The sequence below is a fragment of the Curtobacterium sp. NPDC088465 genome (assembly GCF_044753165.1).
GTDB lineage: Bacteria > Actinomycetota > Actinomycetes > Actinomycetales > Microbacteriaceae > Curtobacterium.
Genome location: NZ_JBIVMR010000003.1, coordinates 166,415 through 191,967 on the forward strand (window position 1 = coordinate 166,415; position 25,553 = coordinate 191,967).

Annotated in this window: 21 protein-coding genes; 6 read left to right on the plus strand and 15 right to left on the minus strand. The window is 71.9% G+C overall.

The features are described from left to right. Positions 1-177: 177 nt before the first annotated feature. The 5 genes from ACIP6W_RS12550 to ACIP6W_RS12570 form a co-directional block, all read right to left on the minus strand. Positions 178-1,272, minus strand: coding sequence for an alkene reductase (locus ACIP6W_RS12550; protein ID WP_209685658.1), 1,095 nt, complete (start codon positions 1,270-1,272; stop codon positions 178-180). Positions 1,273-1,325: 53 nt separating this feature from the next. Continuing rightward, positions 1,326-1,538 carry a hypothetical protein gene (locus tag ACIP6W_RS12555; protein WP_400429881.1) on the minus strand — a complete coding sequence of 71 codons (213 nt, stop codon included), beginning with the start codon at positions 1,536-1,538 and terminating at the stop codon, positions 1,326-1,328. A 49-nt stretch (positions 1,539-1,587) separates the two neighbouring features. After that, positions 1,588-2,034: a MarR family winged helix-turn-helix transcriptional regulator gene (locus tag ACIP6W_RS12560; RefSeq protein WP_400429883.1), complete on the minus strand. Its 447-nt coding sequence runs from the start codon at positions 2,032-2,034 to the stop codon at positions 1,588-1,590. Between the two features lie 461 nt (positions 2,035-2,495). Continuing rightward, a complete protein-coding gene (locus ACIP6W_RS12565; protein WP_400429885.1) occupies positions 2,496-5,204 on the minus strand; it encodes an MMPL family transporter in 2,709 nt (902 codons plus the stop codon). 72 nt (positions 5,205-5,276) lie between these two features. Beyond that, positions 5,277-5,912, minus strand: coding sequence for a TetR/AcrR family transcriptional regulator (locus ACIP6W_RS12570; RefSeq protein ID WP_158407762.1), 636 nt, complete (start codon positions 5,910-5,912; stop codon positions 5,277-5,279). Between the two features lie 182 nt (positions 5,913-6,094). On the opposite strand from ACIP6W_RS12570, the gene ACIP6W_RS12575 reads away from it, so the two are divergent. Together ACIP6W_RS12575 and bla are read left to right on the plus strand one after the other, a co-directional pair. Then, positions 6,095-7,576, plus strand: a complete 1,482-nt coding sequence (locus tag ACIP6W_RS12575) for a mannitol dehydrogenase family protein (protein WP_400429887.1) — start codon at positions 6,095-6,097, stop codon at positions 7,574-7,576. Positions 7,577-7,745: 169 nt separating this feature from the next. Next, positions 7,746-8,711: a class A beta-lactamase gene (gene bla, locus ACIP6W_RS12580; protein ID WP_400430129.1), complete on the plus strand. Its 966-nt coding sequence runs from the start codon at positions 7,746-7,748 to the stop codon at positions 8,709-8,711. Positions 8,712-8,731: 20 nt separating this feature from the next. On the opposite strand, the gene ACIP6W_RS12585 is transcribed toward bla, so the two are convergent. Further along, entirely contained in the window at positions 8,732-9,724 is a 993-nt protein-coding gene (locus tag ACIP6W_RS12585; protein WP_400429889.1) for an alpha/beta hydrolase, read from the minus strand. 219 nt (positions 9,725-9,943) lie between these two features. Here ACIP6W_RS12585 and ACIP6W_RS12590 point away from each other — a divergent pair, with 219 nt between their 5' ends. Next, positions 9,944-12,004, plus strand: a complete 2,061-nt coding sequence (locus tag ACIP6W_RS12590; protein WP_400429891.1) for a transglycosylase domain-containing protein — start codon at positions 9,944-9,946, stop codon at positions 12,002-12,004. Positions 12,005-12,085: 81 nt separating this feature from the next. Here the strand turns inward: ACIP6W_RS12590 and ACIP6W_RS12595 are convergent, their stop codons facing one another. The 4 genes from ACIP6W_RS12595 to ACIP6W_RS12610 form a co-directional block, all read right to left on the minus strand. After that, positions 12,086-13,111, minus strand: coding sequence for an ABC transporter substrate-binding protein (locus ACIP6W_RS12595; RefSeq protein ID WP_400429893.1), 1,026 nt, complete (start codon positions 13,109-13,111; stop codon positions 12,086-12,088). 73 nt (positions 13,112-13,184) lie between these two features. Then, positions 13,185-14,105 (minus strand): ABC transporter ATP-binding protein, encoded by a 921-nt coding sequence (locus ACIP6W_RS12600; RefSeq protein WP_251161033.1) that lies wholly within the window; start codon positions 14,103-14,105, stop codon positions 13,185-13,187. Then, complete coding sequence (locus tag ACIP6W_RS12605; protein WP_209685674.1) at positions 14,102-15,223, minus strand: iron ABC transporter permease; 1,122 nt, start codon at positions 15,221-15,223, stop codon at positions 14,102-14,104. The genes ACIP6W_RS12600 and ACIP6W_RS12605 overlap by 4 nt, the downstream gene beginning before the upstream one ends. Then, on the minus strand, positions 15,220-16,299 hold the full coding sequence (locus ACIP6W_RS12610) for an iron ABC transporter permease (protein WP_235426357.1): 1,080 nt from the start codon (positions 16,297-16,299) through the stop codon (positions 15,220-15,222). The genes ACIP6W_RS12605 and ACIP6W_RS12610 overlap by 4 nt, the downstream gene beginning before the upstream one ends. 29 nt (positions 16,300-16,328) lie before the next feature. Between ACIP6W_RS12610 and ACIP6W_RS12615 the strand changes: the two genes are divergently transcribed. Next, complete coding sequence (locus tag ACIP6W_RS12615) at positions 16,329-17,156, plus strand: siderophore-interacting protein (protein ID WP_066655700.1); 828 nt, start codon at positions 16,329-16,331, stop codon at positions 17,154-17,156. A gap of 23 nt (positions 17,157-17,179) precedes the next feature. Continuing rightward, positions 17,180-17,557, plus strand: coding sequence for a VOC family protein (locus ACIP6W_RS12620; protein ID WP_066655697.1), 378 nt, complete (start codon positions 17,180-17,182; stop codon positions 17,555-17,557). A 226-nt stretch (positions 17,558-17,783) separates the two neighbouring features. On the opposite strand, the gene ACIP6W_RS12625 is transcribed toward ACIP6W_RS12620, so the two are convergent. The 3 genes from ACIP6W_RS12625 to ACIP6W_RS12635 all read right to left on the minus strand — a co-directional run bounded on the left by ACIP6W_RS12625 (position 17,784) and on the right by ACIP6W_RS12635 (position 21,090). Further along, positions 17,784-18,701, minus strand: coding sequence for a carbohydrate ABC transporter permease (locus ACIP6W_RS12625; protein ID WP_066655694.1), 918 nt, complete (start codon positions 18,699-18,701; stop codon positions 17,784-17,786). 1 nt (position 18,702) lies between these two features. Next, on the minus strand, positions 18,703-19,599 hold the full coding sequence (locus ACIP6W_RS12630; protein WP_066655692.1) for a carbohydrate ABC transporter permease: 897 nt from the start codon (positions 19,597-19,599) through the stop codon (positions 18,703-18,705). A 123-nt stretch (positions 19,600-19,722) separates the two neighbouring features. Then, positions 19,723-21,090 carry an extracellular solute-binding protein gene (locus ACIP6W_RS12635; protein WP_251154526.1) on the minus strand — a complete coding sequence of 456 codons (1,368 nt, stop codon included), beginning with the start codon at positions 21,088-21,090 and terminating at the stop codon, positions 19,723-19,725. Between the two features lie 231 nt (positions 21,091-21,321). Between ACIP6W_RS12635 and ACIP6W_RS12640 the strand changes: the two genes are divergently transcribed. Further along, entirely contained in the window at positions 21,322-22,824 is a 1,503-nt protein-coding gene (locus ACIP6W_RS12640; RefSeq protein ID WP_251154527.1) for an alpha-N-arabinofuranosidase, read from the plus strand. Positions 22,825-23,093: 269 nt separating this feature from the next. Here ACIP6W_RS12640 and ACIP6W_RS12645 read toward each other — a convergent pair whose 3' ends face one another. Then, positions 23,094-24,602, minus strand: a complete 1,509-nt coding sequence (locus ACIP6W_RS12645) for a GNAT family N-acetyltransferase (RefSeq protein ID WP_400429897.1) — start codon at positions 24,600-24,602, stop codon at positions 23,094-23,096. A gap of 70 nt (positions 24,603-24,672) precedes the next feature. Beyond that, complete coding sequence (locus tag ACIP6W_RS12650) at positions 24,673-25,530, minus strand: 3-hydroxyacyl-CoA dehydrogenase (RefSeq protein WP_400429899.1); 858 nt, start codon at positions 25,528-25,530, stop codon at positions 24,673-24,675. Positions 25,531-25,553: the final 23 nt, after the last annotated feature.

Consider the following 25,553-nt stretch of genomic DNA (forward strand, 5'->3'; position numbering starts at 1 on the left):
CCCCTCTCCGCAAGACGCAACGTCGGGGGGGGGGGGGGGGGGGGGGGGCGGGGGGCGCCCCCCCCCCCCGGGGGGGGGGGGGGGGGGGGGGGGCCCCCCGGGGCGGGGGGGGGGGGGGGGGGGGGGGGGCCCCCCCCCCCCCCCCCCCCCCCCCCCGTCCGTCCCTGGTCGCGTCGACTACGCGACGGGCTCGCGCACCTGGTCGAGCGTCGGGTAGTCGGTGTAGCCCTCGGCGCTCGCACCGTAGAAGAGCTCGGGACGCGGCTCGTTGAGCGGCGCGTCCTGCTCCCAGCGCTCGGCGAGGTCCGGGTTCGCGATGGCGGCCCGGCCCACCGCGACGGCGTCGGCGAGGTCACCGTCGAGCAGCGTGATCGCCTCGTCGCGGGTGGTCATCGAGGAGAAGCCCGAGTTCGCGATGAACGGGGCACCTGCGGTGCGGCGCACGTGCTGCACGAGCTCGCTGGCCGGCTCGGCGTGCAGGACGTCCACGAAGGCCAGCCCGAGCGGCGCGAGGCCCTCGGCGACGGCGGTGTAGGTCGCACGGACGTCGGCGTCGTCCTCCTCGAGCACGCCCTGGATGTTGTGCTGCGGCGACAGACGGATGCCCACGCGGTCGGCGCCGACGGCCTCCGCGATCGCCGTGGTGACCTCGACGGCGAAGCGCGCCCGGTTCTCGGGGGACCCGCCGTACTCGTCGGTGCGGGTGTTCGACACGGGGGAGAGGAACTCGTGCACGAGGTATCCGTTCGCACCGTGCACCTCGACGCCGTCGAGCCCGGCCGCGATCGCGTTGCGAGCGGCGCGGACGAAGCCCTGGACGGCCTCGCGGACCTCGTCGGTGGTGAGCTCGTGCGGCACGGGCATGTCGGCCTTCGAGCCGTCGGCCAGGTGCGTCTGCCCCGGAGCGGCGATCGCCGAGGGGCCCACGATGCGCGGGGTCTGCGAGATGTCGGTGTGCGAGACGCGACCGCCGTGCATGAGCTGCATGACGATCGTGCCGCCGCGCTCGTGCACGGCGTCCGTCACGCGGCGCCACCCGGCGACCTGCTCGTCGGTCTCGATGCCGGGCTGCCCGGGGTAGGAGCGGCCCTCCTGCACGGGCCAGGTGCCCTCGGTGATGATCATGCCGAGGCCGGCGCGCTGCGCGTAGTGCTCGACGAGGAGGTCGTTGGGGATGCCCTGCTCACCGGCGCGCGTCCGGGTGAGGGGTGCCATGACGATGCGGTTGCGGAGGTGGAGTGCGCCGAGGTCGGCGGCTTCGAAGAGCTTCACGTGTCCGTTCAACCACGTGTTGCGCGGGGCAATTCCCCCGGCACGGCGGATCCTCAGCGACCGGGGCACACCAGCGTGCTCGAGCGGACCTGGCCCTCGGGGCGGATCACGGTGTGCTGCGAGAGTGGCTGCTGGCAGATCGGGCACGGACGGTCCACGCTGCGGTCGTCGATGCCCTCGTCGCGTCCGGCGCCGATCTGCGACGGGCCCATCTTCTCGATGAGCGTGCGGTTCCAGCGGTCGTACCAGCTGCCGAAGCGACCCACGGTCCGTCCTTTCGTTCGTACACGAATCATTCTGCCACGAAGTATCTGCTCAGTCGAGTGCGTCGACGCGTCCGAGCAGCTCCGTCAGGTCGTCCTTCAGCCGCTCGAGCCGGTCGAGCGGCCAGCCGAGCCGGTCGGCCACCGCGATCGGGACGGTGCTCGCCCGCTCGCGGAGTGCCCGACCGGCGGTGGTGAGCGACACCTCGAGCTGGCGTTCGTCGGCCGCGCTGCGCTGGCGTCGGACGTAGCCGGATGCCTCGAGGCGCTTGAGCAGGGGGCTCAGCGTGGCCGAGTCGAGGCGGAGTTCCGCGGCGATCTCGCGCACCGATCGCGGGTCGTGCTCCCACAGGGCGAGCATGACGAGGTACTGCGGGTGCGTCAGGCCCAGCGGGTCGAGCAGGTCGCGGTACAGGCCGATGACGCTGCGGCTCGTGGCGGCCAGGGCGAAGCAGAGCTGCCGGTCGAGGGCGAGGGGGTCGACGTCGGGCGCGGTCATGCGTCCACGGTACTTCGTCCACGAACGGATCGGGCGCCCGGTGCTGCGGTCGTGCACGTTCCACTGTGCCGTGCCGTGCCGTGCCGTGCCCGTGCCCGTGCCCGTGCCCGTGGCCGTGCCCGTTCCTTCCCATGACACCCGCGATGGGAGGCGGGAACGGGCGTACCTGGTCCTTCGGGACGACCAGGTACGCCCGTTTCCACCCGGTACGCCCGTTTCCACCGGGTACGCCCGGCCCCATCGGGTACGCCCGGGTACGCCCGGCACGCCCGTTTGCACCGGGTACGCCCGACCCCACCCGGTACGCCCGGGTCCGCCCGGTACGCCCGTTTCCACCCGGTACGCCCGGCACGCGCGATCGCGCGCGGCACACGGACGGGAGGCCCGGTGCCGGTCTCGTGGACCGGCACCGGGCCTCCCGGCGGTGCAGTGGGGCTGGCGCCCCCGCGGACGCTCGACGCCTAGGCGCGGTGCGTCGGCGTGTGCCCCTCGTGCGGGTTCGCATCGGGCTCCACGTCGGCGGCGTGCGACCCGCGGTGTGCTCCGGCTCCGGCCCCGGCGGTGGCACCGGCGACGGCGGGCTCGGCGCCGTGGCCGCGGTCGTCGCCGGGGTGCGAGCGCTCGAGCTTGGCGCCCTCGACGTCGACGTCCGGCAGGATCCGGTCGAGCCACTTCGGGATCCACCAGGCGCTCTTCCCGAGCAGGTGCATGACCGCCGGGATGAGCAGCATCCGGACGACGAAGGCGTCGACCAGCACGCCGAACGCCAGGCCGAAGCCGATCGGCTTGATGGTCGAGGACTCCGAGAAGATGAAGCCCGCGAACACCGAGATCATGATGATCGCAGCTGCCGTGACGACCGCGCGACCGGCGTGCAGACCGCGTTGCACCGCGACCTTGGCCGAGGCGCCGTGCGCGTACGCCTCACGCATGCCGGACACCAGGAAGAGCTGGTAGTCCATCGCGAGCCCGAACAGGATGCCGATCTCGATGATGGGCAGGAAGCTCAGGATCGGCGCAGGGTCGTGCACGCCGAACACGGAGCCCAGCCAGCCGAACTGGTAGATGGCCGTCAGACCACCGAAGGACGCGAGCACGGACAGGATGAACCCGGCCGTCGCGGTGATCGGCACGAGGAACGACCGGAACACGACGATGAGGATGATCAGCGACAGGCCGACGACCACGACGAGGTAGAGCGGCAGCACGTTCGCGAGCTTCTCCGACACGTCGATGTTCGCGCTGGCGTTGCCCGCGACCCCGAGCGTCACCGTGCCGTCGTCGGTCTGCACGGTCTGCTCGCGCAGGTCCTTGACCAGGGTCTCGGTCGAGACGCTGTCCGGGCCGCCCGCGGGCTTGACCTGGAAGGCGATGATGTCGCGGTCGGACGACGCGCCGATCGGCAGGACGGCCTCGACGTCGTCGTTCTTCGCGAGCGCCTGGCCGATGGTGACCTCGGTCGCGGTGACGTCGTCCTTCGCGATCGCCTCCGGCAGGTCGGCCACGACGAGCAGCGGACCGTTCTGGCCGGCGCCGAACTCGTCCTCGAGCGCCTTGTACGCCTTGTACTGCGACGAGTCGGTGGCCTCGGAGGCACCGGTCGGCAGGCCGAGGCGCATCTGCGTGGCGGGGAGGGCGATCGTGCCGAGCACCGCGACGCCGGCGACGAGCGTGACGACCGCGCGCCAGGTCGACATCGGCTTGTTCGGCACCCGGACGGACCCGGTGTGCCCGATCTGCTGCCGCTCCTTCTTCCGGAGGATGCGCATGCCGAGCAGGGACAGCAGCGCCGGGGTGAACGACGTCGCGATGAGGATCGCGAACAGCACGGCGACGGCGCCGACGGTGCCCATCAGGCCGAGGAACGGGATCCCGGTGATGTTGAGCGCGAGCAGGGCCACGATGACGGTCGTGCCCGCGAAGACCACCGCGTTGCCGGAGGTGCCGTTGGCGAGACCGATGGACTCGTGGACGCCCATGCCGGCCTTCAGCTGCGTCCGGTGTCGGTTGAGGATGAACAGCGAGTAGTCGATGCCGACCGCCAGGCCGAGCATCACCCCCAGCACCGGCGTGACCGAGATGAACTCGACCAGGCTCGAGAACGAGAGCGACGCGAGGGTGGCGACGCCGACGCCGAGCACGGCGGACAGCAGCGGGATGGCGGCGCCGATGACCGTGCGGAGCATCAGGAAGAGCACGAGCGCGGCGATGATGACACCGACGATCTCGCCGGGGCCGAGGATCGACGGGACACCCTGCGCGATGTCGTTCGAGACGTACACCTCGACGCCGTCGATCTTCGCGCTCTCGGCCCGGTCGGAGATCTCCTGCTTGGTCTCCTGCGGCACCTCGAAGGTCGACTTCGTGAACTGCACGGTGCCGATCGAGGCAGCGCCGTTCGACGACACGAAGCGGATGTCCTTCGACAGGTCGAGCAGGTCGGACCCCTGCTCCAGCTCGCGCTCGTTGTCCTCGAGCTTCTTCGTGTTGTCGTCGATCTCCTGCTGGGCGTCGGCGATCTGCTGCTCGCCCGCGGTGATCTGCTGCTGCTGGGCGTCGATCTGCGCCTGGGCCTGCTCGAGCTGCTGCTGACCGGCCTGCGCGGCCGCACTGTTCGCGGCGGCGGCCCCGGCGGCCTGGGCCTGCGCCTCGGCCTGGGCCTTCTGCTGGTCGAGCTGCGCCTGCGCCTGCTCGATCTGCTGCTTGCCCGACTCCAGCTGGTCCTTCTGCTGGTCGAGCTGGGCCTGGCCGTCCTCGATCTGCTTGCGACCGTCCTCGATCTGCTGGCGCCCGTCGACGATCTTCTGCCGCTGCTCGTCGAGCTGGTCCTGCGTGGTGAAGCCGTCACGGACCTCCTTCACCCCGTCGAGGTCGGCGATCCCGTCCAGGAAGTCCTTGACGTCGGCCTGCTGCGTCGCGGTGGACGCCTTGCCGTCGGTCGTCTCGAAGACCAGCGTGCCGTTGCCACCGTTCGCCGACGGGAACTTGTCCGCCAGCTCGTCCTGCACCTGGCTCGTCTTGGTGTTCGGGATCGTGATCGACGAGGAGATCGTGCCCGCGAACAGGCTGTAGGTGAGCCCCGCGATGCCCATGATGACGATCCAGGCGATGATCACCAGCCAGTGGCGTCGTGCGGAGAACCGTCCGAGACGGTAGAGGAGACCGGCCATGCGGTTGCCCCGTCCTTTCGTGTCAGGTGCTGTGGTGGTGCGGGGTGCGCCGGTGGACCCCGGGGGGAGTGGTCAGGAGGCCGGCATGTAGCCGGAGCGGACGCTGTGCACGAGTCTGCTCAGCAGGGCGTCCCAGGCGGTCAGTGACGCCGGGGTGAGCTCGGGGCCGTCGTTGGTGAGCCAGTGGTCGGCGATGACGACGATCCCGCTCATGAGCGAGTCGACGAGCAGCGCGGTGTCGAGCGGGTCCGCACCCGGGTGTCGCCGGGCGACCTCGTCGCGCAGCCGGTCGGTGACCCGCGAGAACGCGGTCTGGGTGAGGACCGCGGCCTTCGGGTCCTCCTTCCCCGGTTCACCGATGATCCGGTACATCCCGGAGATCGCCGGCGCCAGGTCGGCCCCGCGTGCGGCCGACTCGAGCTCCTCGAACATCGACGCGCGGCTGCCGTCACCGATCGGGGTCCGGGCCATGTCGGCCAGGAACCGGTCGATGATCACCGAGAGCTCCTGCTCGCACACCGCGAGCAGGACCTCGTCGAGCGACGCGAAGTGGTTGAAGACGGTCCGTCGCGCGATGTCGGCACGCGATGCCAGGTCGTCGACGCCGAAACCGCGTCCGCCGCGTTCGTCGACCAGGTCCCGCGCTGCCTGCAGGATCGCGGCACGGTGCTTCGCCTTGAGCGCGGCACGACGGTCGGTGGTGGTCACGTGTGCCAACACTAGGTGCATCGATGCACTCGGTGCACCTTCTCCGAGCGCTCCCTCAGGTTCGTCCCCCGGGCACGGAGGGTCGCGGGTCGATCCGGATGCGTCGGGTCGGAACACCGGTTCCGCACACCGGTTCCGGCTGCCAGACTGGGGGCTCGCGACCGCCGTACGAAGGAGTACCCATGACCGTCCGCCTGAGCCCGGAGACCCTGGACCGGATCGCCGCGAGCGGCGTCGCCGTGCCGAGCTACGACCGCGACGGGATCACCCCGGGGATCGTGCACTTCGGCGTCGGCGGCTTCCACCGTGCGCACCAGGCGATGGTGGTGGACCGGCTCCTGCAGCAGGGCGAGGCCCGCGAGTACGGCATCTGCGGTGTCGGTGTGCTCGAGCAGGACCGTCGCATGGCCGCCGCGATGGCGGAGCAGGGCGGCCTCTACACGCTCGTGCTCAAGCACCCGGACGGCACGCGGGAGTCGCGGGTCGTGGGCAGCATCGTCGAGTACCTGCTCGCGGTGGACGACCCGGACGCGGTCGTCGAGAAGATGGCGCACCCGGACACCAGGATCGTCAGCCTGACCATCACCGAGGGCGGCTACAACTTCGACCACGTCACGGGGGAGTTCGTCGCGGACGAACCGGGTGTCGCAGCGGACCTGCGCGGGGACGCCCCGCCGCGGACGGTCTTCGGCCTCGTGGTCGAGGCGCTCCGGCGTCGTCGCGACCGGGGTCTCGAGCCGTTCACGGTGATGTCGTGCGACAACATCCAGGGCAACGGGCACGTCGCTCGGCAGATGTTCACCGCCTACGCCCGCCTGCAGGACCCGGCCTTCGCGGCGTGGATGGGCGAGCACGTGTCGTTCCCGAACTCGATGGTCGACCGGATCACCCCGGTCACGACCGACGAGGACCGGGCGTGGGTCCGTGACGAGCTCGGCATCGAGGACGCCTGGCCGGTCGTCGCCGAGCCGTTCTTCCAGTGGGTGCTCGAGGACGACCACCCCGCCGGCCGCCCCCGGTACGAGGACGCCGACGTGCAGCTCGTCGACGACGTCGAGCCGTACGAACTGATGAAGCTCCGGCTCCTCAACGCCAGCCACCAGGGGCTCTGCTACTTCGGGTACCTGTCCGGGTACCGCTACGCCCACGAGGCCACGCAGGACGAGGCGATCGCCACCTTCCTCCGCCGCTACATGGCCGAGGAGGCGACCCCGACGCTCCACGCGGTCCCCGGGATCGACCTCGACGACTACACGGCGACGCTCATCGAGCGCTTCCGGAACCCCGAGGTCCGCGACACCCTCGCCCGGCTCTGCGCCGAGTCGAGCGACCGCATCCCGAAGTGGCTGCTCCCGGTGGTCCGCGAGAACCTCGCATCCGGAGGTCCCGTCGCGCTCTCGGCCGGCATCGTCGCCTCGTGGGCGCGCTACGCGGAGGGCACCGACGAGGACGGGCAGCCGATCCAGGTCGTGGACCGCGTCGCCGACCGGCTGACGGCGGCCGCGCGGCGGCAGGACGAGGACCGGCTCGCCTTCCTGCAGGACCGCCAGGTGTTCGGCGACCTGGTCGACGACGACCGGTTCGTCGCGGCGTACCGCGACGCGCTCGACGGGCTCCTGCAGCACGGCGCACACGCGACGGTCACGCGCCTGTCGCGCTCCTGACGTCGCCCGCCGGACGAGAGGCGCGTGCGGACCCCGACCACGCGTCCCGGGTCCGCCACCACCGGACGGGAGGCGCGGGGTGGCACCGCCACGTGCCTCCCGTCCGACCGTGGCCGCGTCGCTCGCACGGCGGGACGCGACGTGCAGGTGGATCGCGGGCGGGGTCGGCATGCTCGTCAGCGTGCGGACGACGAGGACGACCCTGGCCACGATCGCGGCGGTGGCCGCGCTGACGCTCGCCGGGTGCAGCGGCAGTGGTGGTGGCGACCCCTCGGGCACGGCGGGCGGCGCTCCGACGGCGACCACGACGCCGGTACCGGTACCGGTACCGACACCGACCGCGACCGCGGACGCGGCGACGTCCCGCGCGTTCGCCGCGCTCGAGGAGCGGGACGACGCCCGGATCGGCGTCGTCGCGATCGACACGGCGGACGGCAGCAGCGTCGGGTACCGGGCGGACGAGCGGTTCGCCTTCGCCTCGACGAACAAGGCGTTCATCGCCGCGGCGGTCCTCGACGCGTCGAGCGGCGAGGACCTCGACGAGGTCGTGCACTACGGACGGGGCGACCTGCTCGAGTACGCACCCGTCACGAGTCGGTACGTCGACGAGGGCATGACGGTCCGGGCGCTCGTCGACGCGGCGGTGCGCGAGAGCGACAACACGGCTGCGAACCTGCTCGTGGAGCGGCTCGGCGGGGTGGGCGGGGTGTCGCGGTGGCTGCGGGGGATCGGGGACGACGTGACCCGGGTGGACCGCGTCGAGCCCGACCTCAACACGGCGGCCCCGGGCGACCCGCGGGACACGACGACCCCGGCGCAGTCGGCGAGCGACCTGCGGGCGGTGCTCGTCGGCGACGCGCTCGACGCCGGGGACCGCGAGCTGCTGCGGTCGTCGATGTCGGGGACGACCACCGGTGAGGGCACGATCCGGGCGGGCGTCCCCGGGGGCTGGTCGGTCGCGGACAAGACCGGGACCGCCTCGTACGGGGTGCGCAACGACATCGCCGTCGTCCGGCCGCCGGGCCGGGACCCCGTCGTGCTCGTCGTGTTCACGGCGCACGAGCGGGCGGACGCGGAGCCGTCGGACGCCCTGGTGGCCGCGGCGACCCGATTGGCGGTCCAGCGGATCGGCTGAGGGACACCCCCGGGCGGTGCTCAGCGCGGGAGCGTCGTGGCCCAGCGCCCGAGCACGTCCCACACCTGGTCGCGGACCTCGGGCGCGGAGAGCACCACGTCGTGCAGGGCCCCGTGCAGGCGCCGGACGGTCACCTCGGCGCCGAGCGACAGGGCCCGGTGCGCGACCACGTCCACGTTGAGCGCGACGTCGGCGCGCGTCATCGCGTCGTCCCACCGCGGCTGCAGCATGCTCTTGTCGCTGAGCAGCACGAGGGTCGGCACCGCGATGCCGAGCCCCTGCGCGACCCGTTCCTGCCCGGCGAACACCGCGGCGAGCCACCCGGGGTGCAGGGCGAAGCCCCGTTCGGGCCGCCAGCGCTGGTCGTAGGTCCACGACCCCTCGCCCGTGGCGGACACCGTCCGCGTCGCGAAGCCCGGGTCGACCGCGGGCATCGGCGCGAGCGGGTTCCGCTTCGCTCCGAGCTTGATCACCGGCGTGACGATCGCCCGGCCGAGTGCACTCGCCTGGAACTCGAGCCACGGGCTGTTCAGCACGAGGCCGTCGACGAGGTCGGGGTGCCGCGCGGCCCAGAGCGCCAGGGTCAGCCCGCCGGTGGAGTGCCCCATCGGGACGAGTCGTCGGCGCGGACCGCCGTGGTGCTCGGCGGCGATCGCGTCGAGGGCGGCACCGATGTCCTCGTCGTACACGGCCAGGTCGTCGACGAACCCGGGCGTCTGGTGCGGGCGGAGGCTCCGGCCGTACTTCCGCAGGTCGAGGGCGTGGAAGCGCGCTCCGAGCCGCTCGAGGTGCTCCGCCAGCTCCACCTGGAAGAAGTAGTCGGACCAGCCGTGCACGTACAGCACGTCCACGCCGTGCAGGGGGCCGCGGGCGTGCAGCAGCAGGTCGTTCGGTGACCGCCGGCGCCGCACCAGGGTCGCGACGACCGGTCCCTCACCGTCCTCGCCGAGCGGGAGCTCGAGGCGCTCGAAGGAGGCCCCCAGCACGTCCTCGTGCCACCGTCCGGTCCCCATCCCCCGAGCGTACCGACGAGCGCACGGTCACGACGCGGTCACGGTCGGGTCACGGGACGGTGACGGCGGGAGCCCTTGCGGTAACGATCCGTACCGACTCGGTCCTTTCCCAGCGGTCGTGCCGGTTCTGCCCGGGGAACCCCGGGCAGACGTCCGAACAGCGTTGGGAGGGTCACCCGACGCCTCCGGACGACGGGGGCGGGACGACGAGGGGGAGACATGACGATGCGACGTGCGACCGGGGCCGCCCTGGGCTTCGTCGGCGGCAGCGTGCTGGCGGGGCTGCTGGTCGGGGTCGGGGTGACACCGGTGCTCGCGGTGGCCGGCGTGGGGACGACCTCGGCGATCGACCTGTTCGACTCGATGCCGGAGTACATCGAGATCGGTGACCTGCCCGAGCGCAACGAGATCTGGGCGTACCAGGGCGGGCAGCCCGTGCACCTGGTCGACGTGTGGGACCAGAACCGCCAGGAGCTGTCGCTCGACCAGATCAGCGACACCCTCGAGCACGCCGCGATCGACGGCGAGGACAAGCGCTTCCGCGAGACGGGCGGCGTCGACCCGACGAGCCTCGTGCGGTCGGTCGCGAGCGTCATCGCCTCCGGCGGGCAGGGCGGGTCCGGTGGCTCCACCATCACGATGCAGCTCGTGCGGAACATCAAGATCCAGCAGGCGAGCGAACTGCCGACCGCCGAGGAGCGCGAGGCCGGCTACCGCGAGGCGACGAAGAAGAGCCCGGAGCGCAAGCTCGCCGAGGTGAAGCTGGCGATCGGACTCGCGAAGGAGTACTCGAAGGACGAGATCCTCGCCGCCTACCTGAACATCGCGTACTTCGGCGACCAGACCTACGGCGTGCAGGCAGCCGCGCAGCGGTACTACGGCAAGGACGCCTCCGACCTGACCCCGGCCGAGGCCGCGTCGCTGATCGCCATCGTGCAGTGGCCCGAGCGCCGCGACCTGTCGACGCCCGAGCACCACGCCGACAACCAGGCGCGGCGGGACGTCATCCTCCGCTCGATGCACGAGCAGGGGCACCTGAGCGACGCGGACCTCGCGACGGCGCTCGCGTCCCGTCCCGCCGACTACGTCCGCCTCACGGCGCCGCAGCAGGGGTGCGAGTCGGCGGTGCGCGGCGCGGAGTTCTTCTGCGCGTACGCCGAACAGGTGGCGAAGGAGCTGCCGCAGCTCGGCGCCGACCCCGGTGCCCGCGCCGCCGCGTGGCGCACGGGCGGGTACCGGGTGCAGACCACCCTCGACCTCGACCTCAACACCCAGCAGAAGGACCTGCTCGCCCTGCACGACCCGGCGACCGAGAGCCGGCTCGCCCTCGGTGCGACGCTCGACACCGTCGAGGCGGGCACCGGTCGCGTGCTGACGATGGCGCAGAACAAGGACTTCGACCGGTCGGCCGACGCACCGGCGACGGCGACCTCGCTCAACTACGCCACCGACGAGTCGAACGGCGGCTCGAAGGGGTTCCAGGTCGGCTCGACCTACAAGATGTTCACGCTGCTGCAGTGGCTCGAGTCCGGCCGGAGCCCCGACACGGTGGTGGACGGGACGCGGAAGGCTCGCGCCACGTGGACGCAGTGCGGGCAGCGGGTCACGCTGGACGCCCCGTACGACCCGAAGAACGACTCGCCGGGGCAGACCGGGCCGTACTCGGTCCGCGCGGCGACGGCCCAGTCGGTGAACGCAGCCTACGCGGACATGGCGTCGCAGCTCGATCTCTGCGACATCCGCGACACCGCCGCGCGACTGGGTGTCCACCCGGCGACGGGTGGGGAGCTGCCGGCGAACCCGGCGGCGATCCTCGGGACGACGAGCATCGCACCGCTGACGATGGCGGCCGCCTACGCCGGGATCGCGAACGGCGGCGTGTACTGCGCCCCGGTCGTCGTCGACCAGGTCACCGGGCCGGACGGGACGGCCCTCGGTGGGCAGCCGCGGTCCTGCACGCAGGCGGTGTCGGCGTCGGTCGCGGCCGAGGCGTTCGCGGTGATGCAGGGTGCGTTCCGCGGCGGCACGGCGTCGGGTGGGCAGACCCTCGACGGGGCGACGCTGTTCGGCAAGACGGGCACGACCGACGCGGCGGACCAGATCTGGCTCGTCGGCGGGACCTCGCGGGCGGTGACCGCGTACTGGCAGGGCAACACCGACGGCGGGAAGACGAACCTGCGGTACGTCGGGAGCGGCCAGGGCGGCACCTACGCCGGGTCCCGGGCGGACGTGTGGCGGCAGGCACAGACGGCGGTGAACGCGGCGCTGCCCGCCGGCTGATCGTCCGCTGCGGAGCGACCCCGTGACGGACGGGAGGCGCGGTGCCAGCCGGCACCGCGCCTCCCGTCCGCACGTGGGTCGCTACGAGACCTTCTTGCTGTCCTCGAGCCAGCCCGCGAGCTTCGACATGTAGTCCGCCTGCGATGCGTAGTCGAGCGCCGGGAAGGTCCAGCTGTGGACCTGGCCCGCCTCGAGCGCGGCGTTGTCGGCGAAGGTCGGCTGCTTCTCGAGGTCCGCGACCTGGTAGCCCTGCTGCGACAGCAGGAGCACGTCACCGGTGATCTGCCCCGCGTTCTCCCACGAGTAGACGCCCCAGTAGAAGCCCTTCGGCTTCGGGTCCACGAAGTCGACACCGAACGACGAGTACATCTGCAGGCTCGGCTCGTCGCTCGGGCGGGTGACGTACGCGCCGGAGCCGTCGGCGAACATCGACACCACGGAGACGTCGCTCGACTCCGCGGCCTGCTCGAGGGTGTCCTCGGCCGCGTCGAAGCGGTCCTCGGCGGCCTGGACCTTCGACTCGGGGGCACCGAGCGACTCGGCCAGGTCGGCGATGGTCTCGATGACGTCCTCGCCCTTGCCGCCCCACTTCACCTGGACGACGGGTGCGATCGCCTCGACCTGCTGCTGCTGCTCCTTGTCCTTGAAGCCGTAGCCGGGCTGGGTCGTGTCGAGCGTGCCCTGCTCGTCCTTCGGGTACACCGACGTGACGACGAGGTCGGGCTTCAGGGCCGCGAGCTCCTCGAGGTCGATGTCGCCGTACGCCTCGCCGAGCTGGGTGATGCCGTCGGTGTCGAGGTCGGCGAACCGCTTGTCCTTCGCCATCGTCAGCTGGCCGAAGGTGCCGACCGGGCGCAGCCCGTACTCGATGAACGAGATGGCGACGTCGTTGAGGACGACGACGCGCTTCGGGGTGCTGTCGGTCTTCACGGTCGTGCCGGTGGCGTCCTCGTACGACCAGGGACCGGAGGCGGCCGAGCCCGTGCCCGCGGTGTCGCCGGAGCCGGCTTCGTCGTTCGCACCGGAGCAGCCGGTGAGGAGGAGGGCCGAGACGGCCACGGAGGTCACGAGGGCGGCGCGCAGGGAGCCGCGGCGGGGGATCTTCACGTTAGGAGAGCCTAACCTAACTCTGAGAGACCCGCCAGCATCGGACGAGAACACGGACCCGGATCGGCGGCGGTCAGGCGCGTGGAGCCTCGTGCTCGTCCGCCTCGTGCTCGTCCGCTTCGTGCTCGTCTGCTTCGGGCACGATCATCGGCGCGCCGGTGACCGGGTCCGGCACGACGCGGGCGTGCAGCCCGAAGGCGGTCTGCAGCACGGCGGGTGTCAGGACGTCCTGCGGCGTGCCGTCGGCGACGACACCGCCGTCGTGCAGCACGACGAGCCGGTCCGAGTACCGCGCCGCGAGCGTCAGGTCGTGCAGCACCATCACGACGGTCGACCCCTGCTCGCGGTTCAGGCGCCGCACGAGCCGGAGCACGTCGAGCTGGTGCGCGAGGTCGAGGTACGTCGTCGGTTCGTCGAGCAGCAGGGTCTCCGCCTGCTGCGCCACCACGAGGGCGATCCAGGCGCGCTGCCGCTGGCCGCCGGACAGGCTCGCGACGTCGCGGTGCGCGACGTCGGTCAGCCCGGTCGCCGCGATGGCCTGCTCGGCGACGTCGGCGTCGTCGGCCGTCCACGGCTTCGCCCACGACTGGTGCGGGTTCCGTCCGCGCATCACGAGGTCGAGGACACTCGTGCCGGCGGGAGCCACCGGCGTCTGCGGCAGGATCGCGAGCCGCCGGGCGACGGCGCGGTTCGGCTCCCGGCGGATGGGGGAGCCGTCCAGCAGCACCTCGCCCGACCGTGGCTTCAGCACGCGGCCGAACGCCTTGAGGAGCGTCGACTTCCCGCACCCGTTCGCGCCGAGGAACGTCGTCACCGTCCCGCGCTCGATCCGCAGGTCCAGGTCGCGGAGGACGGGGTCGCGGTCGTAGCCGACGGACAGTCCGCGGGCCTCGAGGACGGGAGGCACGGTGCCGGTCGAGGCGCCGCCCGCGCTCCGGTCGGTGGTCGCGTCCGGTGCGCCCGCGGTCCTGCCGTCGGTCGTGGTGGCGGTCATCGGGACATCTCCTTGCGATGGCGGACGAGGAGCCAGATCAGGTACGGGGCCCCGACGACGGTGGTCACGATGCCGACGGGCACCTGCCACGGGAAGGCGGAGCGCGCGAGCAGGTCGGCGCCGAGGACGAGGACCGTCCCGAGCGCCCCCGCGAGCAGCAGTGGCGGACGGTTCGTCCCGGCCAGCCGCAGGGCCACCTGGGGGACGACGAACGCGACGAAGCCGATCGGTCCGGCGGCGGCGACGGCGGCGGCGGTGAGGACGACCGCCAGGGCGAGGACGAGCAGCCGGTGGCGCTGCACGCCGAGTCCGACGCCGGTCGCGACCTCGTCGCCGAGCTGCCCGATGCCGAGCGCGGCGCTGGTGGCGAGGGCGATCGGGACGCAGACCGCTGCGACGAGCAGGAGCGGCCAGACCGTCGTCCACGAGGTGCTCGACAGGCTGCCGACGAGCCACTGCGACGCCGCCGTGGCGACGGTGATCTTCGCGCGGACGAGCAGGTAGCTCGTCACGGCGTCGAGCGTCGCGCTCACCCCGATGCCGACGAGCACCAACCGGTAGCTCTGCACGCCGCCCCGCCAGCCGAGGCCGTACACGGCGGCCGCGGCGACGAGTGCGCCGATCGTCGCCGCCACCGGGATGCCGCCGCTCAGGACGACCGCCGACACCGAGTAGGTGCCACCGCCGAGCACGATCGCGGCGACCGCGCCGACGCTCGCTCCCGAGGTCACGCCGATGATGTCCGGCGTGCCGAGCGGGTTCCGGGTCACCGTCTGGGTCAGCGCGCCGGCCGTCCCGAGCACCAGGCCGACCAGGGCGCCGGTGAGCACGCGGGGGAGTCGGAGCGTGGTGACGATGAAGCCCTCGGGGCCGTCCTCGGCGCCGAGCAGTGCGCGGACGACGGTGCCCGGCGCGATGAACGTGCTGCCGACCGCGACGCCGAGCACCACCAGGGCCAGGGCGACGGCGAGCGAACCGACCGTCCAGCCGAGCACCCGCGGACGCCAGGCGAGTCCGACCGGGCCGATCCGGACACCACGGCGACCGGCGGGCGGACGGTCCGTGCCGGACGGTACCGCGCGCTCGGCCTCGAGCCGTCCGTCCGTGGCGGCGCTCACAGGGACACCAGCGATCGGCGACGGGCGACGGCGACGAAGACCGGACCGCCGAGCACGGCGAGCACGATGCCGACCTCGACCTCGGAGAACCCGCCGACCAGTCGGCCCACCACGTCGGCGACGAGCACGAGTGCAGCGCCGACGAGTGCCGACACGGGGAGCGTCCAGCGGTGCCCGGTCCCGACCAGGGCGCGGGCGACGTGCGGCACCGTGAGGCCGACGAAGCCGATCGGTCCGGCGGCGGCGGTGGCACCGGCCGCCAGGAGCGTGATGCCGCCGAGCCCGACGAGCCGGGCGACGAGCACGTTCTCGCCGAGGCCCTTCGCCAGCTCGGCGCCGAGCCCCAGGGCGTCGAGGGCGCGGGTGTTCCAGACCGCGAGCACGGCGCCGACGAGCAGGAACGGTGCCGCGGCCACGAGCACGTCGAGCTGCCGGGAGGCGAGCGACCCGACCACCCACAGGCGGTAGGCGTCGAGGGAGTCCTGGTCGGTCAGGACGATGAACGACGTGATCGCCCCGAGCAGGGCGGAGACGGCGGCCCCGGCCAGGGCGAGGGGCACGGGGCTCGCGGTGCCGCTGCCGGCGACGGTCACCGAGAACACGACGACGCTCGCGACGACGGCCCCGACGAGGGCGAACCAGACGGTGGCCCCGGTGCTCGTCACCCCGAAGACGTACACGCCGAGCACGACCGCGAGCCCGGCGCCGGAGGAGACGCCGAACAGCCCGGGGTCGGCGAGCGGGTTCCGGGTGTGGCCCTGCATGAGGAGCCCGGCGATGCCGAGCGCTGCGCCGACGGCCGCCCCGATCAGGGTGCGCGGGATGCGGGAACCCCAGACGACGGCCTCGGCGGTGCTCGATCCGCTGCGCGTCAGCCCCGCGAGCACCTGGTCGACGCCGAGCCGGTTGCTCCCGAGGAGCATGCTCGCGACCGCGGCGACGACGAGCGCGACGACCAGGGCCACGACCACCAGCAGCCGACGACGGACGGCCCGGCGGTGCACGCCGTCGGCACGCGGCGGGGCCTCGCTCCGGGCGGCCCGGTCGGGCGTCAGGACGGTTTCGGGGGATGGCACGCAGGCCAGCTTAGGGTAGCCTTCCCTTCATGGCGAAGATCCCGCGGCTCATGCCCGAGGCACCCCGGCTCTTCCGTGCTCGGGTGCTCCGCTCCGTCCGGCACACCCCGTCGGTGCAGCGGGTCACCGTGACGGGCGACGACCTGCACGAGTTCCCGTTCCTCGGCTTCGACCACTGGTTCCGCCTGTTCGTGCCGCGCCCCGACCAGGACGCCTTCCGGATGCCCGACCTGGACGGTCGCCGCTGGTGGCCGTCGTTCCTCGCCATCCCCGAGGACGTCCGTCCCCACTGCGCGAACTACACGGTCGCGGCCTTCCGTCCCGAGGTCGGCGAGCTCGACGTCGACTTCGTCGTGCACTGCGACGCCGACGGCGAGCCCGAGGGCCGCGCGGCGATCTGGGCCTGCGGTGCCCGTCCCGGCGACGAGCTCGCGATGCTCGACCAGGGCTGCATCTTCGACTGCCCGGATGACGCCGGCGAGGTCGTCGTCGCCGCCGAGGAGACCGGCCTGCCCGCCGTCGTCGGCATCGCGGCGTCGCTGCCGCGCGACGCCGTCGGCCGCATCATCCAGGAGGTCCCGACCGCCGCCGACGTCCGCGTGCTCGACGCCCCGGTCGGTGTCACGGTGACGTGGATCGTCCGGGCGGACACCGAGCACGACGTCCCCGGACGCGCGGCGCTCGCCGAACTGCAGCGGTACGTGCCCGCCGACGACCGTGGGTACGCCTTCGTGGTCGGGGAGTCGCGGCTCGCGACCGAGGGCCGGCGACACCTGCACCGTGCCGGTCTGCCGAAGACCCGGATCACCTTCTCCGGGTTCTGGAAGCACGACGCGCGCCAGGTCGTCCCCGCCTGAACGTCCCCGCGTAGCGTGCGGGCATGAGCAGTCGACTGAGCGAACTCGTGCTGAACTGCCGCGACCCCGAGGCGTTGTCGCGCTTCTGGTGCGCGGTCCTGGACTACGTCGAACTCGGGAAGGACGACGACGGCATCGAGATCGGGCCCGCATCGGGCTTCGGCGGCGCGACCCCGACGATCATCCTCAACCGGGTCGAGCACGCGCCGACCCAGACCCTGCGGCTCCACCTCGACCTCTCGCCGGTCGATCGCGACCAGGAGGCCGAACTCGAGCGGCTGCTCGCGCTCGGTGCCCGACCCGCAGACGTCGGACAGACCGGCGAGGAGTCCTGGCACGTGCTGCAGGACCCCGAGGGGAACGAGTTCTGCCTGCTGCGGACGCGGCTCGACCCGCTCTGACCTGCCCTCGCGCCGCCCGTTCCTTCCCAAGACAGGCGCGATGCAATGCGATCTCGGGCGTACCTGGTCGTTCAGGAGCACCAGGCACGCCCGCTTCGACCAGGGACGCCCGCTTCGACCAGGCACGCCCGCGTCCACCAGGGACGCCCGGTCCGACCACGCGCACGACGGACGGGAGGCACGGTGCCAGCTGGCACCGTGCCTCCCGTCCGTCGACGCGGAGCGTCTAGCCCTTGAGGCCCGAGCCCGTCACGCCCTCCACGATCTGCCGCTGGAAGACCAGGTAGAGGATGATCAGCGGCAGCGCCGCCAGGATCGCGCCGGCCTGGATGTCGGCGTAGCGCTGCCCGAAGCTGCCCTGCACCGTGGCGAGCCCGACCGGGATCGTCATGAGGTCCGGGTTCGACAGCACGAACAGCGGCAGGAGCAGGTTGTTCCACACCCCGACGAAGGTCAGGATCGCGACCGCGGCGATCACCGGACGGGACAGCGGCATGATCACCGACCAGTAGATCTTCCACATGCCCGCACCGTCGATGCGCGCCGCCTCCTCGAGCTCCTTCGGGATGCCGTCGAAGAACTGCTTGAAGATGAAGACCGCGATCACGGCCGGCACCTGCGGGAAGATCACCGACCAGTACGTGTTGAGCAGGTTGACCGCGTTGAGCTCCTGGAAGATCGGGATGATCAGGACCTGCGTCGGGATCATGATGCCCAGGATGATGAGCAGGAACGCGACGTTCCGGCCGCGGAACGCCAGACGGGACAGCGCGAAGGCCGCCATCGAGGCGAACAGCACCGTCAGCGCCGTGGTGACGAGGCTCGTCACGCCGCTGGCGAGGTACCAGTTCCAGATGTCGCCGGACCGGAACAGCGACGCGTAGGAGTGCAGCGTCGGGTTCCAGTTCGACAGGATCGCGTTCGCGCCCAGGGCCGCGACCCCGTTGTCGGACAGTGACGTCTTCAGGGCGAACAGGCTCGGGATGAGCCAGATGATCGCGAACACCGTCAGGATGATCGCGGCGGCGGTGTTGAAGCCCTTGCCGGAGACGCCGATCTTCGCCGCGTTCGCGGGAGCGGCTGCCGAGACGCCGGAGCGCAGCTTCCGCGGACGCGACGTGGTGATGCTCTCGGTGGCGGTCATGTCAGGCCCCGATCTCTCGCTTGGCGGCAGCGCGCTCGACGAGCTGCCGGATGACCGCGATCGCGACGATCACGATGAACAGGAGCACCGACGCGGCGGACGCGGCGCCGAGACGGTTGTCGGTGAAGCCGACGCCGGTGATGAGCTGCAGCGAGACCTGGGTCGAGATGCCCGGGCCGCCGTTCGTCATCAGGTACACCTGGTCGAAGATCTTCAGGCTCGCGATGATCTGCAGCAGGATGACCAGCGTCGTCGTGCGGCCGAGCAGCGGCAGCGTGATCGACTTGATCTGCTGCCAGCTGGACGCACCGTCGACCGCGGCGGCCTCGTACAGCTCGCGGGGGATCTCCTGCAGGCCGGCCAGGTACAGCACGAAGTTGAAGCCGAGGGTCCACCACACGGTGGCGATCGCGACGCCGATCATGGCCGTGTTCGGGCTCGCGAGCACACCCGCACCCGGGGTCAGGCCGATCGCCTGCTGGATCGAGGCGAAGAGGCCCGTCGCCGGGGTGAAGATGAACACCCAGATGAGCGAGATCGTCGCCGACGGCAGGATGAACGGCAGGAAGAACGCCAGGCGGAAGAACCACTGCCCGCGGTTCATCCGGTTCGTCAGCACGGCGAAGACGAAGGCCAGGATCACCAGCGGCGGCGTCGTGTAGAGCGTGAACTGCAGGGTGTGCCAGAGCGACGACCAGAAGTCGGCGCGACCGAGCATCTCGGCGTAGTTCGCGAAGCCCGCGAAGCTGCCGAGCCCGGTGCGGACGGTCGAGGTGTTGAAGAAGCTCGTGACGATCATCCAGACCGTCGGACCGAGCAGGAAGGCCAGGTAGAACAGGCCGAAGGGCGCGAGGAAGAGCCAGCCGGTGCGGCCCTGTCCCCGGTTGGTGGAGTTCACGCGGGGGCGCGTGCCACGGGTGACCGCGGCAGCGTCCGTGGGTCGGGTGAGAACTGGTGCAGCGGTCACGTCATCGTGCCTTTCGCGCGGTGTTCACGTCGGTCGTCGGGGAGGCGTGCCCGGTCACAGCGGGCTCGGGGTGTTGAGGTAGGTGGCGAGCTGGTCCTTGATGGCCGCGAGCGCCTGGGCGGGCGAGCTGCTGCCCTGCTGCACCAGTGCGAGCTGGGCGCCGACGGTGTTCTCGAAGGTCGAGCCCGATCCGCCGTACCAGGCGGGGTCGTCGAAGACGGCGGACTCGGCTGCCGAGGCGTAGTTGGACTGCGGCTTGAGGTCCTTGAACGCGGTGCTGTCGAACGTGGGCATGTACGCGGGGACGTGCCCGCCCTCGGCCCAGGTCAGGCTCTGCTCGAGCATCTGCTTGATGAAGAGCATGTGCGCCTTGCGCTGCTCGGGCGTCCGGTCCTTCCGCGGCAGGATGAACGTGTGCGAGTCGGCCTGCGTCGCCGGCTTGTCGAACAGCTGCGGGACGGGGACCATGCCGAACTTCAGCCCCTTGATGGACTGCGCGGTGCTGATCTCCCACTCGCCCTGCATGAAGAAGCCCGCCTTGCCGGTGAACATCAGCGTCTGGGCGGTGGCGTAGTCGAGCCCCTTGTTCAGCCAGCCCTCCTTCACCCACTTCTGGGTCATGTCGGTGACCTTCGTGTACGCGTCCTCGTTGACGGTGAGCTTCGCGCCCCCGTCGCTGATGAACGGCGTCGCGCCGTCGATCTGGTTGTACATCGACCAGAAGAAGCGCCACGGGGTCGCGACCTCGCTGACGTTCGCGACGTTGAGCGCGGTGCCGCCGGTGACCTTCGCGACGGCGGCCAGCGCGGCCTCGAAGTTCTCGAGCCCGTCGAGGTCCTTCAGGTTGCCGTCGGAGTCGATGAGCCCGGCCTTCTGGCACACGTCAACGTTGTAGAAGAGCACGAAGGGGTGCGTGTCGAGCGGCACGCAGATGTTCTTGCCGTCGGTCTTCTGCGCGGTCCAGGCCTTCTGGTTGAAGTCGCTGGCGCTCAGGCCGACGCTCGCCAGGTCGTCCTCGGTGATCGGGTCGAGCAGCCCGCCGTCCCAGAGCGGCTTCGCACGGGTCAGGTGGGCGATCGCGACGTCCGGCGGCTTGTTCCCGACGGTGGCCAGTGTGACCTTCGAGTAGTACGGGTTGCCCCAGGCGAACGTCGTCGCCTGCAGCGAGGACGGCCCGCCGTGCTGCTTCGCGTAGCCGGCCTCCATCGTCTGCATACGGACACCGTCGCCACCGCCGAAGAGGTTCCAGAAGACGAGGGTCTCGGGGTTCAGCGGGGCACCGGCGACGCCGGCGGCGAGCGGGCTCGAGCACGCGGCGAGGGGGAGGACCGCGGCGCCGGCGGCTGCACCGGCGAGCAGGGTCCTGCGGGTGAAGGCACCGCCGCGGGACTGCGGGGTGGGTACGGCTGGTCGGATCGGCATGGCATCACTCCATCGGGACGGGCCGAGCGGAGCGGTCGTTGCTCCGTGAGCGCTCACAGTAGCGGCAGGTCCGGGGGTGCGCCACCCCTTTCGTGAAGGTCACGACCGGGGCGCGTCCCCGCTTCCCCATCCGCCCGGAACCCGCTAGCGTTCATGGGGACGTGAGCGCTCACTTTCGTTCCGGGCCGATCACGTCGCACCACGAGCCCCCACGCTGATCAAAGGAGATCCATGCCTCGCACACACCTCGTCCTCGACGCCGCGTTCACCGTGGGGCCGGTGCGCCGTCGCCTGTTCGGTGGGTTCGTCGAGCACCTCGGGCGCCACGTCTACGACGGCATCCACGAGCCGGCACACGAGACCGCCGACGAGCACGGCTTCCGCAAGGACGTCATCGACCTCGTCAAGGAGCTGAACGTCTCCGCGATCCGCTACCCCGGTGGCAACTTCGTCTCCGGCTACAAGTGGGAGGACGGCGTCGGGCCCGTCGAGCAGCGCCCCCGTCGCCTCGACCTCGCCTGGCACTCGACCGAGACCAACGAGGTCGGCCTGCACGAGTTCCAGCACTGGCTCGACGCGGTCGACTCCGAGCTCATGCTCGCCGTGAACCTCGGCACCCGCGGCACGCAGGAGGCCATCGAGCTCCTCGAGTACGCGAACATCGACGCCGGCACCGCGCTCAGCGAGTACCGCCGCTCGAACGGCCGCCAGGAGCCCTTCGCCATCACGATGTGGTGCCTCGGCAACGAGATGGACGGCCCGTGGCAGCTCGGCCACAAGAACGCCGAGGACTACGGCAAGCTCGCCGCCATGACCGCGAAGGCCATGCGACAGATCCAGCCCGACCTCGAGCTGGTCGCCTGCGGTTCGTCCGGCGCCTCGATGCCGACGTTCGGCGAGTGGGAGCGCACGGTCCTCGAGCACACCTACGACGACGTCGACTACATCTCGGCGCACGCCTACTACGAGGAGGACGGCGACATGTCGACGTTCCTCGCCTCGGGCGTCAACATGGACCACTTCATCGACACCGTCACCACCGCGGCGGACCACGTCAAGGCGCACAAGAAGTCGGACAAGCGCATCGACATCTCGTTCGACGAGTGGAACGTCTGGTCGATCAGCAAGTGGAACGAGCAGCAGAAGACCTTCGAGCTGCAGGACTGGCCGGTCGCGCCGCGCCTGCTCGAGGACGTCTACACCGTCGCGGACGCCGTCGTCGTCGGTGGGCTCCTCATCTCGCTGCTCCGGCACGCCGACCGCGTCGCGTCGGCGAGTCTCGCGCAGCTCGTCAACGTCATCGGCCCGATCATGACCGAGCCCGGCGGCCCGGCCTGGCGCCAGACGACGTTCTTCCCGTTCTCGCTCACCTCGAAGCTCGCGAACGGCACGTCGCTGCAGGTCAAGGCCTCGGGTGACACGGTCGACGGCGGCAAGTACGGCGAGGTCCCCGTGGTCGACTCCGCCGCGACGGTCGAGGACGGCAGGGCAGCGGTCTTCCTGGTGAACCGTCACCAGACCGAGTCGACGACCGTCACGATCGACCTGGCCGGCATCGGCGCCGACGGTGACGTCCGCGCGGAGGGCATCTGGGACGACGACGTGCACGCCGTCAACGACCTCGAGGGCCGCGAGCGCGTCGGACTCCGCACGAACGAGACCGTCCGTCGCGACGGCGACACGATCACGATCGAGCTGCCCCCGGTCTCCTGGACCGCGCTGTCGATCGGCTGACCCGACCGCCGACCACGGTCGGCGCACGAACGCCTCGGCGAGCGCTCCGGTGAGCGTCGAGTGAGCACGGAGGGCACCGGCCCGCGCGAGCGGACCGGTGCCCTTCGCTCGTGCCGGAGCATGCCGGAGCGGGCCGGAGCGGGCCGGAGCCTGCCGGCGCGGGCCGGACGGGAGGCGCGGTGCGGTACCGCCACGGACCTCCCGACCCGGGACGTGCCGGACGGGAGGCGCGGTGCGGTCCGGCCGCGAGCCTCCCGTCCGCCGCTCGGTCAGTCCGCGGACGGCCGCATGTCGTAGGTGACCCACGGGGTCGCCGCGGCGACGCGGTCGTAGACCGCCCGCGCGGTCGCGTTGTCCTCGGCGGTGATCCAGCGGACGACGCTCGCGCCCTCGGCAGCGGCGGTGGCCGCCGCCTCGTGCAGCAGTGCCGTCGCGACGCCGCGCCCCCTGGCGTCGGGAGCCGTGAACAGGTCGTCGAGGTACAGGCCGGTCGTCGCCGACGACGGGCGGGCGAACCGTCGGAGGTCGGCGAGCCCGAGCAGGTGGCCGTCGGCGTCCTCGGCGACCAGGCCGGTCAGCCCGTGTGCACCCGTCGACACCCACTGCCAGGTGGTCCGGACGGCCTCGGTGTCCTCCGGCAGTCGGTAGAACGCGCGGTAGCCGGCGTACAGGGCCTGCCACGCAGCGGCGTCCGTCGACCGCACCGGACGGATGCGCACGACCGCGGCGCGCGCTCGGGACCGGATGTCCGTGATCACGGCGGTCTTCGCGTCGGCGTAGGCGTTCGTGTCGTCCCACGACTGCTCCATCAGCGCACGCTTGGTGTCCTCGTACCGCTGCCGGTCGGTGTCGTCGCGGCGGAGCTGGTCGCGGAGCAGCAGGTAGTCGTCGAGCTCGGCAGCGCCGTGCTCGTACACGTGCACGTGCGCGTCGCGCTCGGGCGTGCGGACGAGGCGGTGCCCGGGCTCGCGCACCCGGAGCTCGTACCCGTCGGCGAGCAGCGGGGTGAGGTACGCGGCCTCGTCGGTGACGTCCGGCACGGCGACCGCGACGTCGACGATCGGCTTCGCGGCGAGTCCCGGCACGGACGTCGAGCCGATGTGCTCGATCGTGACGTGCTGGCCGTCCAGGGCGTGGGCGATCCGTGCACGGTGCTCCTCGTAGCGGGCGGACCAGGCGGGATCGTGGTCCTGGAGCCCGACGGTCAGCGGTTCGGGGCCGCCGACGATGTCCACCTCGGTGACGTCGGGGTGCGCGTGCGCACCGGTGCGGATCCAGTGGTGGAGCAGGGTGTGCCCGTCCGGGTCGACCACGCTGCGCTCGTACCGGCCGCCGGCGTGCTCGATGACCCGGCGGGACGCGGGGTTCGTCGCGTCGCACGTCAGCATGACCTCGGGCAGCCCGCGCTCGGCAGCCGCGCGGACGACCTCGGCGAGCGCCGCGGACGCCAGGCCCCGGCCCCGGGCCGAGGGCCGGACGCCGTACCCGACGTGCCCGCCGTACGAGCGGAGGAAGTCGTTGAGCTCGTGCCGCAGCGCGACGCTGCCGAGGTACTCGTCACCCTCGACCATCCAGCGGTAGGTGCACGTCACGTGGTCGGGGCTGGCCGGGGTCGTCTCCTCGGCCAGGAGCTGGTCGACCCAGCGCTCGAAGCCCGCTCGGTCCTGCAGCGCCGCGGCGTCCCGGATCCCGGCGCCGTCCTGGTGGGCACCGTCCCACTCCTGCAGGGCGCGGCGGAAGGACGGGTAGTACTCGGGGGAGGGGGCGACGAGTTCCATCCCGAGATCCTAGGGGTGCTCACGTCCGGCGTGCGCAACGGCAGGCCTGCTCGCGTCAGGCCTGCTCGCGTCAGCGGTAGCGGTAGAACCCCTCACCCGACTCGACGCCGTACTTGCCCTGGTCGAGGTACTCCGACTGCAGGTACGCGGCCCAGGCCTGCGCGCCGGGCTCGGGGGACGCGCTCGCGACCGCGTGCGCGGTGCGGAGCCCGATGACGTCGTACATGCGGAACGGCCCGACCGGGCTGCCGGTCCCGATCTGCCAGGTGGTGTCGATCGTGGCGGGGTCGGCCACCCCGCGGAGCACCAGGCCCGCGGCGGCGTCGAGGAGCGGCACGAGCAGGGAGTTGAGCACGTAGCCCGGCTGCTCCTTGTGCAGGCGGATCGGGACCATGCCGATCTCCTCGGCGAACGTCGCGACGCGCTCGAACACCTCGGGGTCGGTCTGCTCGGTCCCCATCACCTCGGCGGTGTTCTGCCGCCAGACGTGGTTGGCGAAGTGCAGCGCGAGGAAGCGGTCAGGGCGGCCGGTCGCGTCCGCGATCGCGCTCGGCAGCAGGGTCGACGAGTTCGTCGCGAAGACGGTCTCCGCCGGCGCCACCTCGGCGAGCCGGCCGTAGACCTCGCGCTTGGTCTCGAGTCGCTCGGGGACCGCCTCGACGACGAGCTCGGCCCCACCGACGGCCCGGGCGAGGTCGGTGTCGAAGGTGATCCGCGCGACGGCGGCGTCGGCGTCCGGTCGGGCGTCCTGCCCGACGTCGCCGAGGTACTGCTCGACGATGCCCGCGAGTCGCTCACGACCGGCGGCGACCGCGTCCTCGCTGATGTCGTACACGACGACGGGGATGCCGTGTCGGGCGGTCTGGAGGGCGATCTGGGTGCCGAGGACGCCGGCGCCGAGCACGGTGACGGATCTGAAGGTGGTCATGCTGCCCAGTGTGCTCCCGACCC

What these genes read in the sequence shown, in the direction of transcription:
- ACIP6W_RS12560 (WP_400429883.1), bottom strand. Translation starts at nt 2,034, where the DNA reads ATGACCGCGCCCGACGTCGACCCCCTCGCCCTCGACCGGCAGCTCTGC.
- ACIP6W_RS12565 (WP_400429885.1), bottom strand. Translation starts at nt 5,204, where the DNA reads ATGGCCGGTCTCCTCTACCGTCTCGGACGGTTCTCCGCACGACGCCAC.
- ACIP6W_RS12575 (WP_400429887.1), top strand. Translation starts at nt 6,095, where the DNA reads ATGACCGTCCGCCTGAGCCCGGAGACCCTGGACCGGATCGCCGCGAGC.
- bla (WP_400430129.1), top strand. Translation starts at nt 7,746, where the DNA reads ATGCTCGTCAGCGTGCGGACGACGAGGACGACCCTGGCCACGATCGCG.
- ACIP6W_RS12585 (WP_400429889.1), bottom strand. Translation starts at nt 9,724, where the DNA reads ATGGGGACCGGACGGTGGCACGAGGACGTGCTGGGGGCCTCCTTCGAG.
- ACIP6W_RS12590 (WP_400429891.1), top strand. Translation starts at nt 9,944, where the DNA reads ATGACGATGCGACGTGCGACCGGGGCCGCCCTGGGCTTCGTCGGCGGC.
- ACIP6W_RS12600 (WP_251161033.1), bottom strand. Translation starts at nt 14,105, where the DNA reads ATGACCGCCACCACGACCGACGGCAGGACCGCGGGCGCACCGGACGCG.
- ACIP6W_RS12615 (WP_066655700.1), top strand. Translation starts at nt 16,329, where the DNA reads ATGGCGAAGATCCCGCGGCTCATGCCCGAGGCACCCCGGCTCTTCCGT.
- ACIP6W_RS12620 (WP_066655697.1), top strand. Translation starts at nt 17,180, where the DNA reads ATGAGCAGTCGACTGAGCGAACTCGTGCTGAACTGCCGCGACCCCGAG.
- ACIP6W_RS12625 (WP_066655694.1), bottom strand. Translation starts at nt 18,701, where the DNA reads ATGACCGCCACCGAGAGCATCACCACGTCGCGTCCGCGGAAGCTGCGC.
- ACIP6W_RS12635 (WP_251154526.1), bottom strand. Translation starts at nt 21,090, where the DNA reads ATGCCGATCCGACCAGCCGTACCCACCCCGCAGTCCCGCGGCGGTGCC.
- ACIP6W_RS12640 (WP_251154527.1), top strand. Translation starts at nt 21,322, where the DNA reads ATGCCTCGCACACACCTCGTCCTCGACGCCGCGTTCACCGTGGGGCCG.
- ACIP6W_RS12645 (WP_400429897.1), bottom strand. Translation starts at nt 24,602, where the DNA reads ATGGAACTCGTCGCCCCCTCCCCCGAGTACTACCCGTCCTTCCGCCGC.
- ACIP6W_RS12650 (WP_400429899.1), bottom strand. Translation starts at nt 25,530, where the DNA reads ATGACCACCTTCAGATCCGTCACCGTGCTCGGCGCCGGCGTCCTCGGC.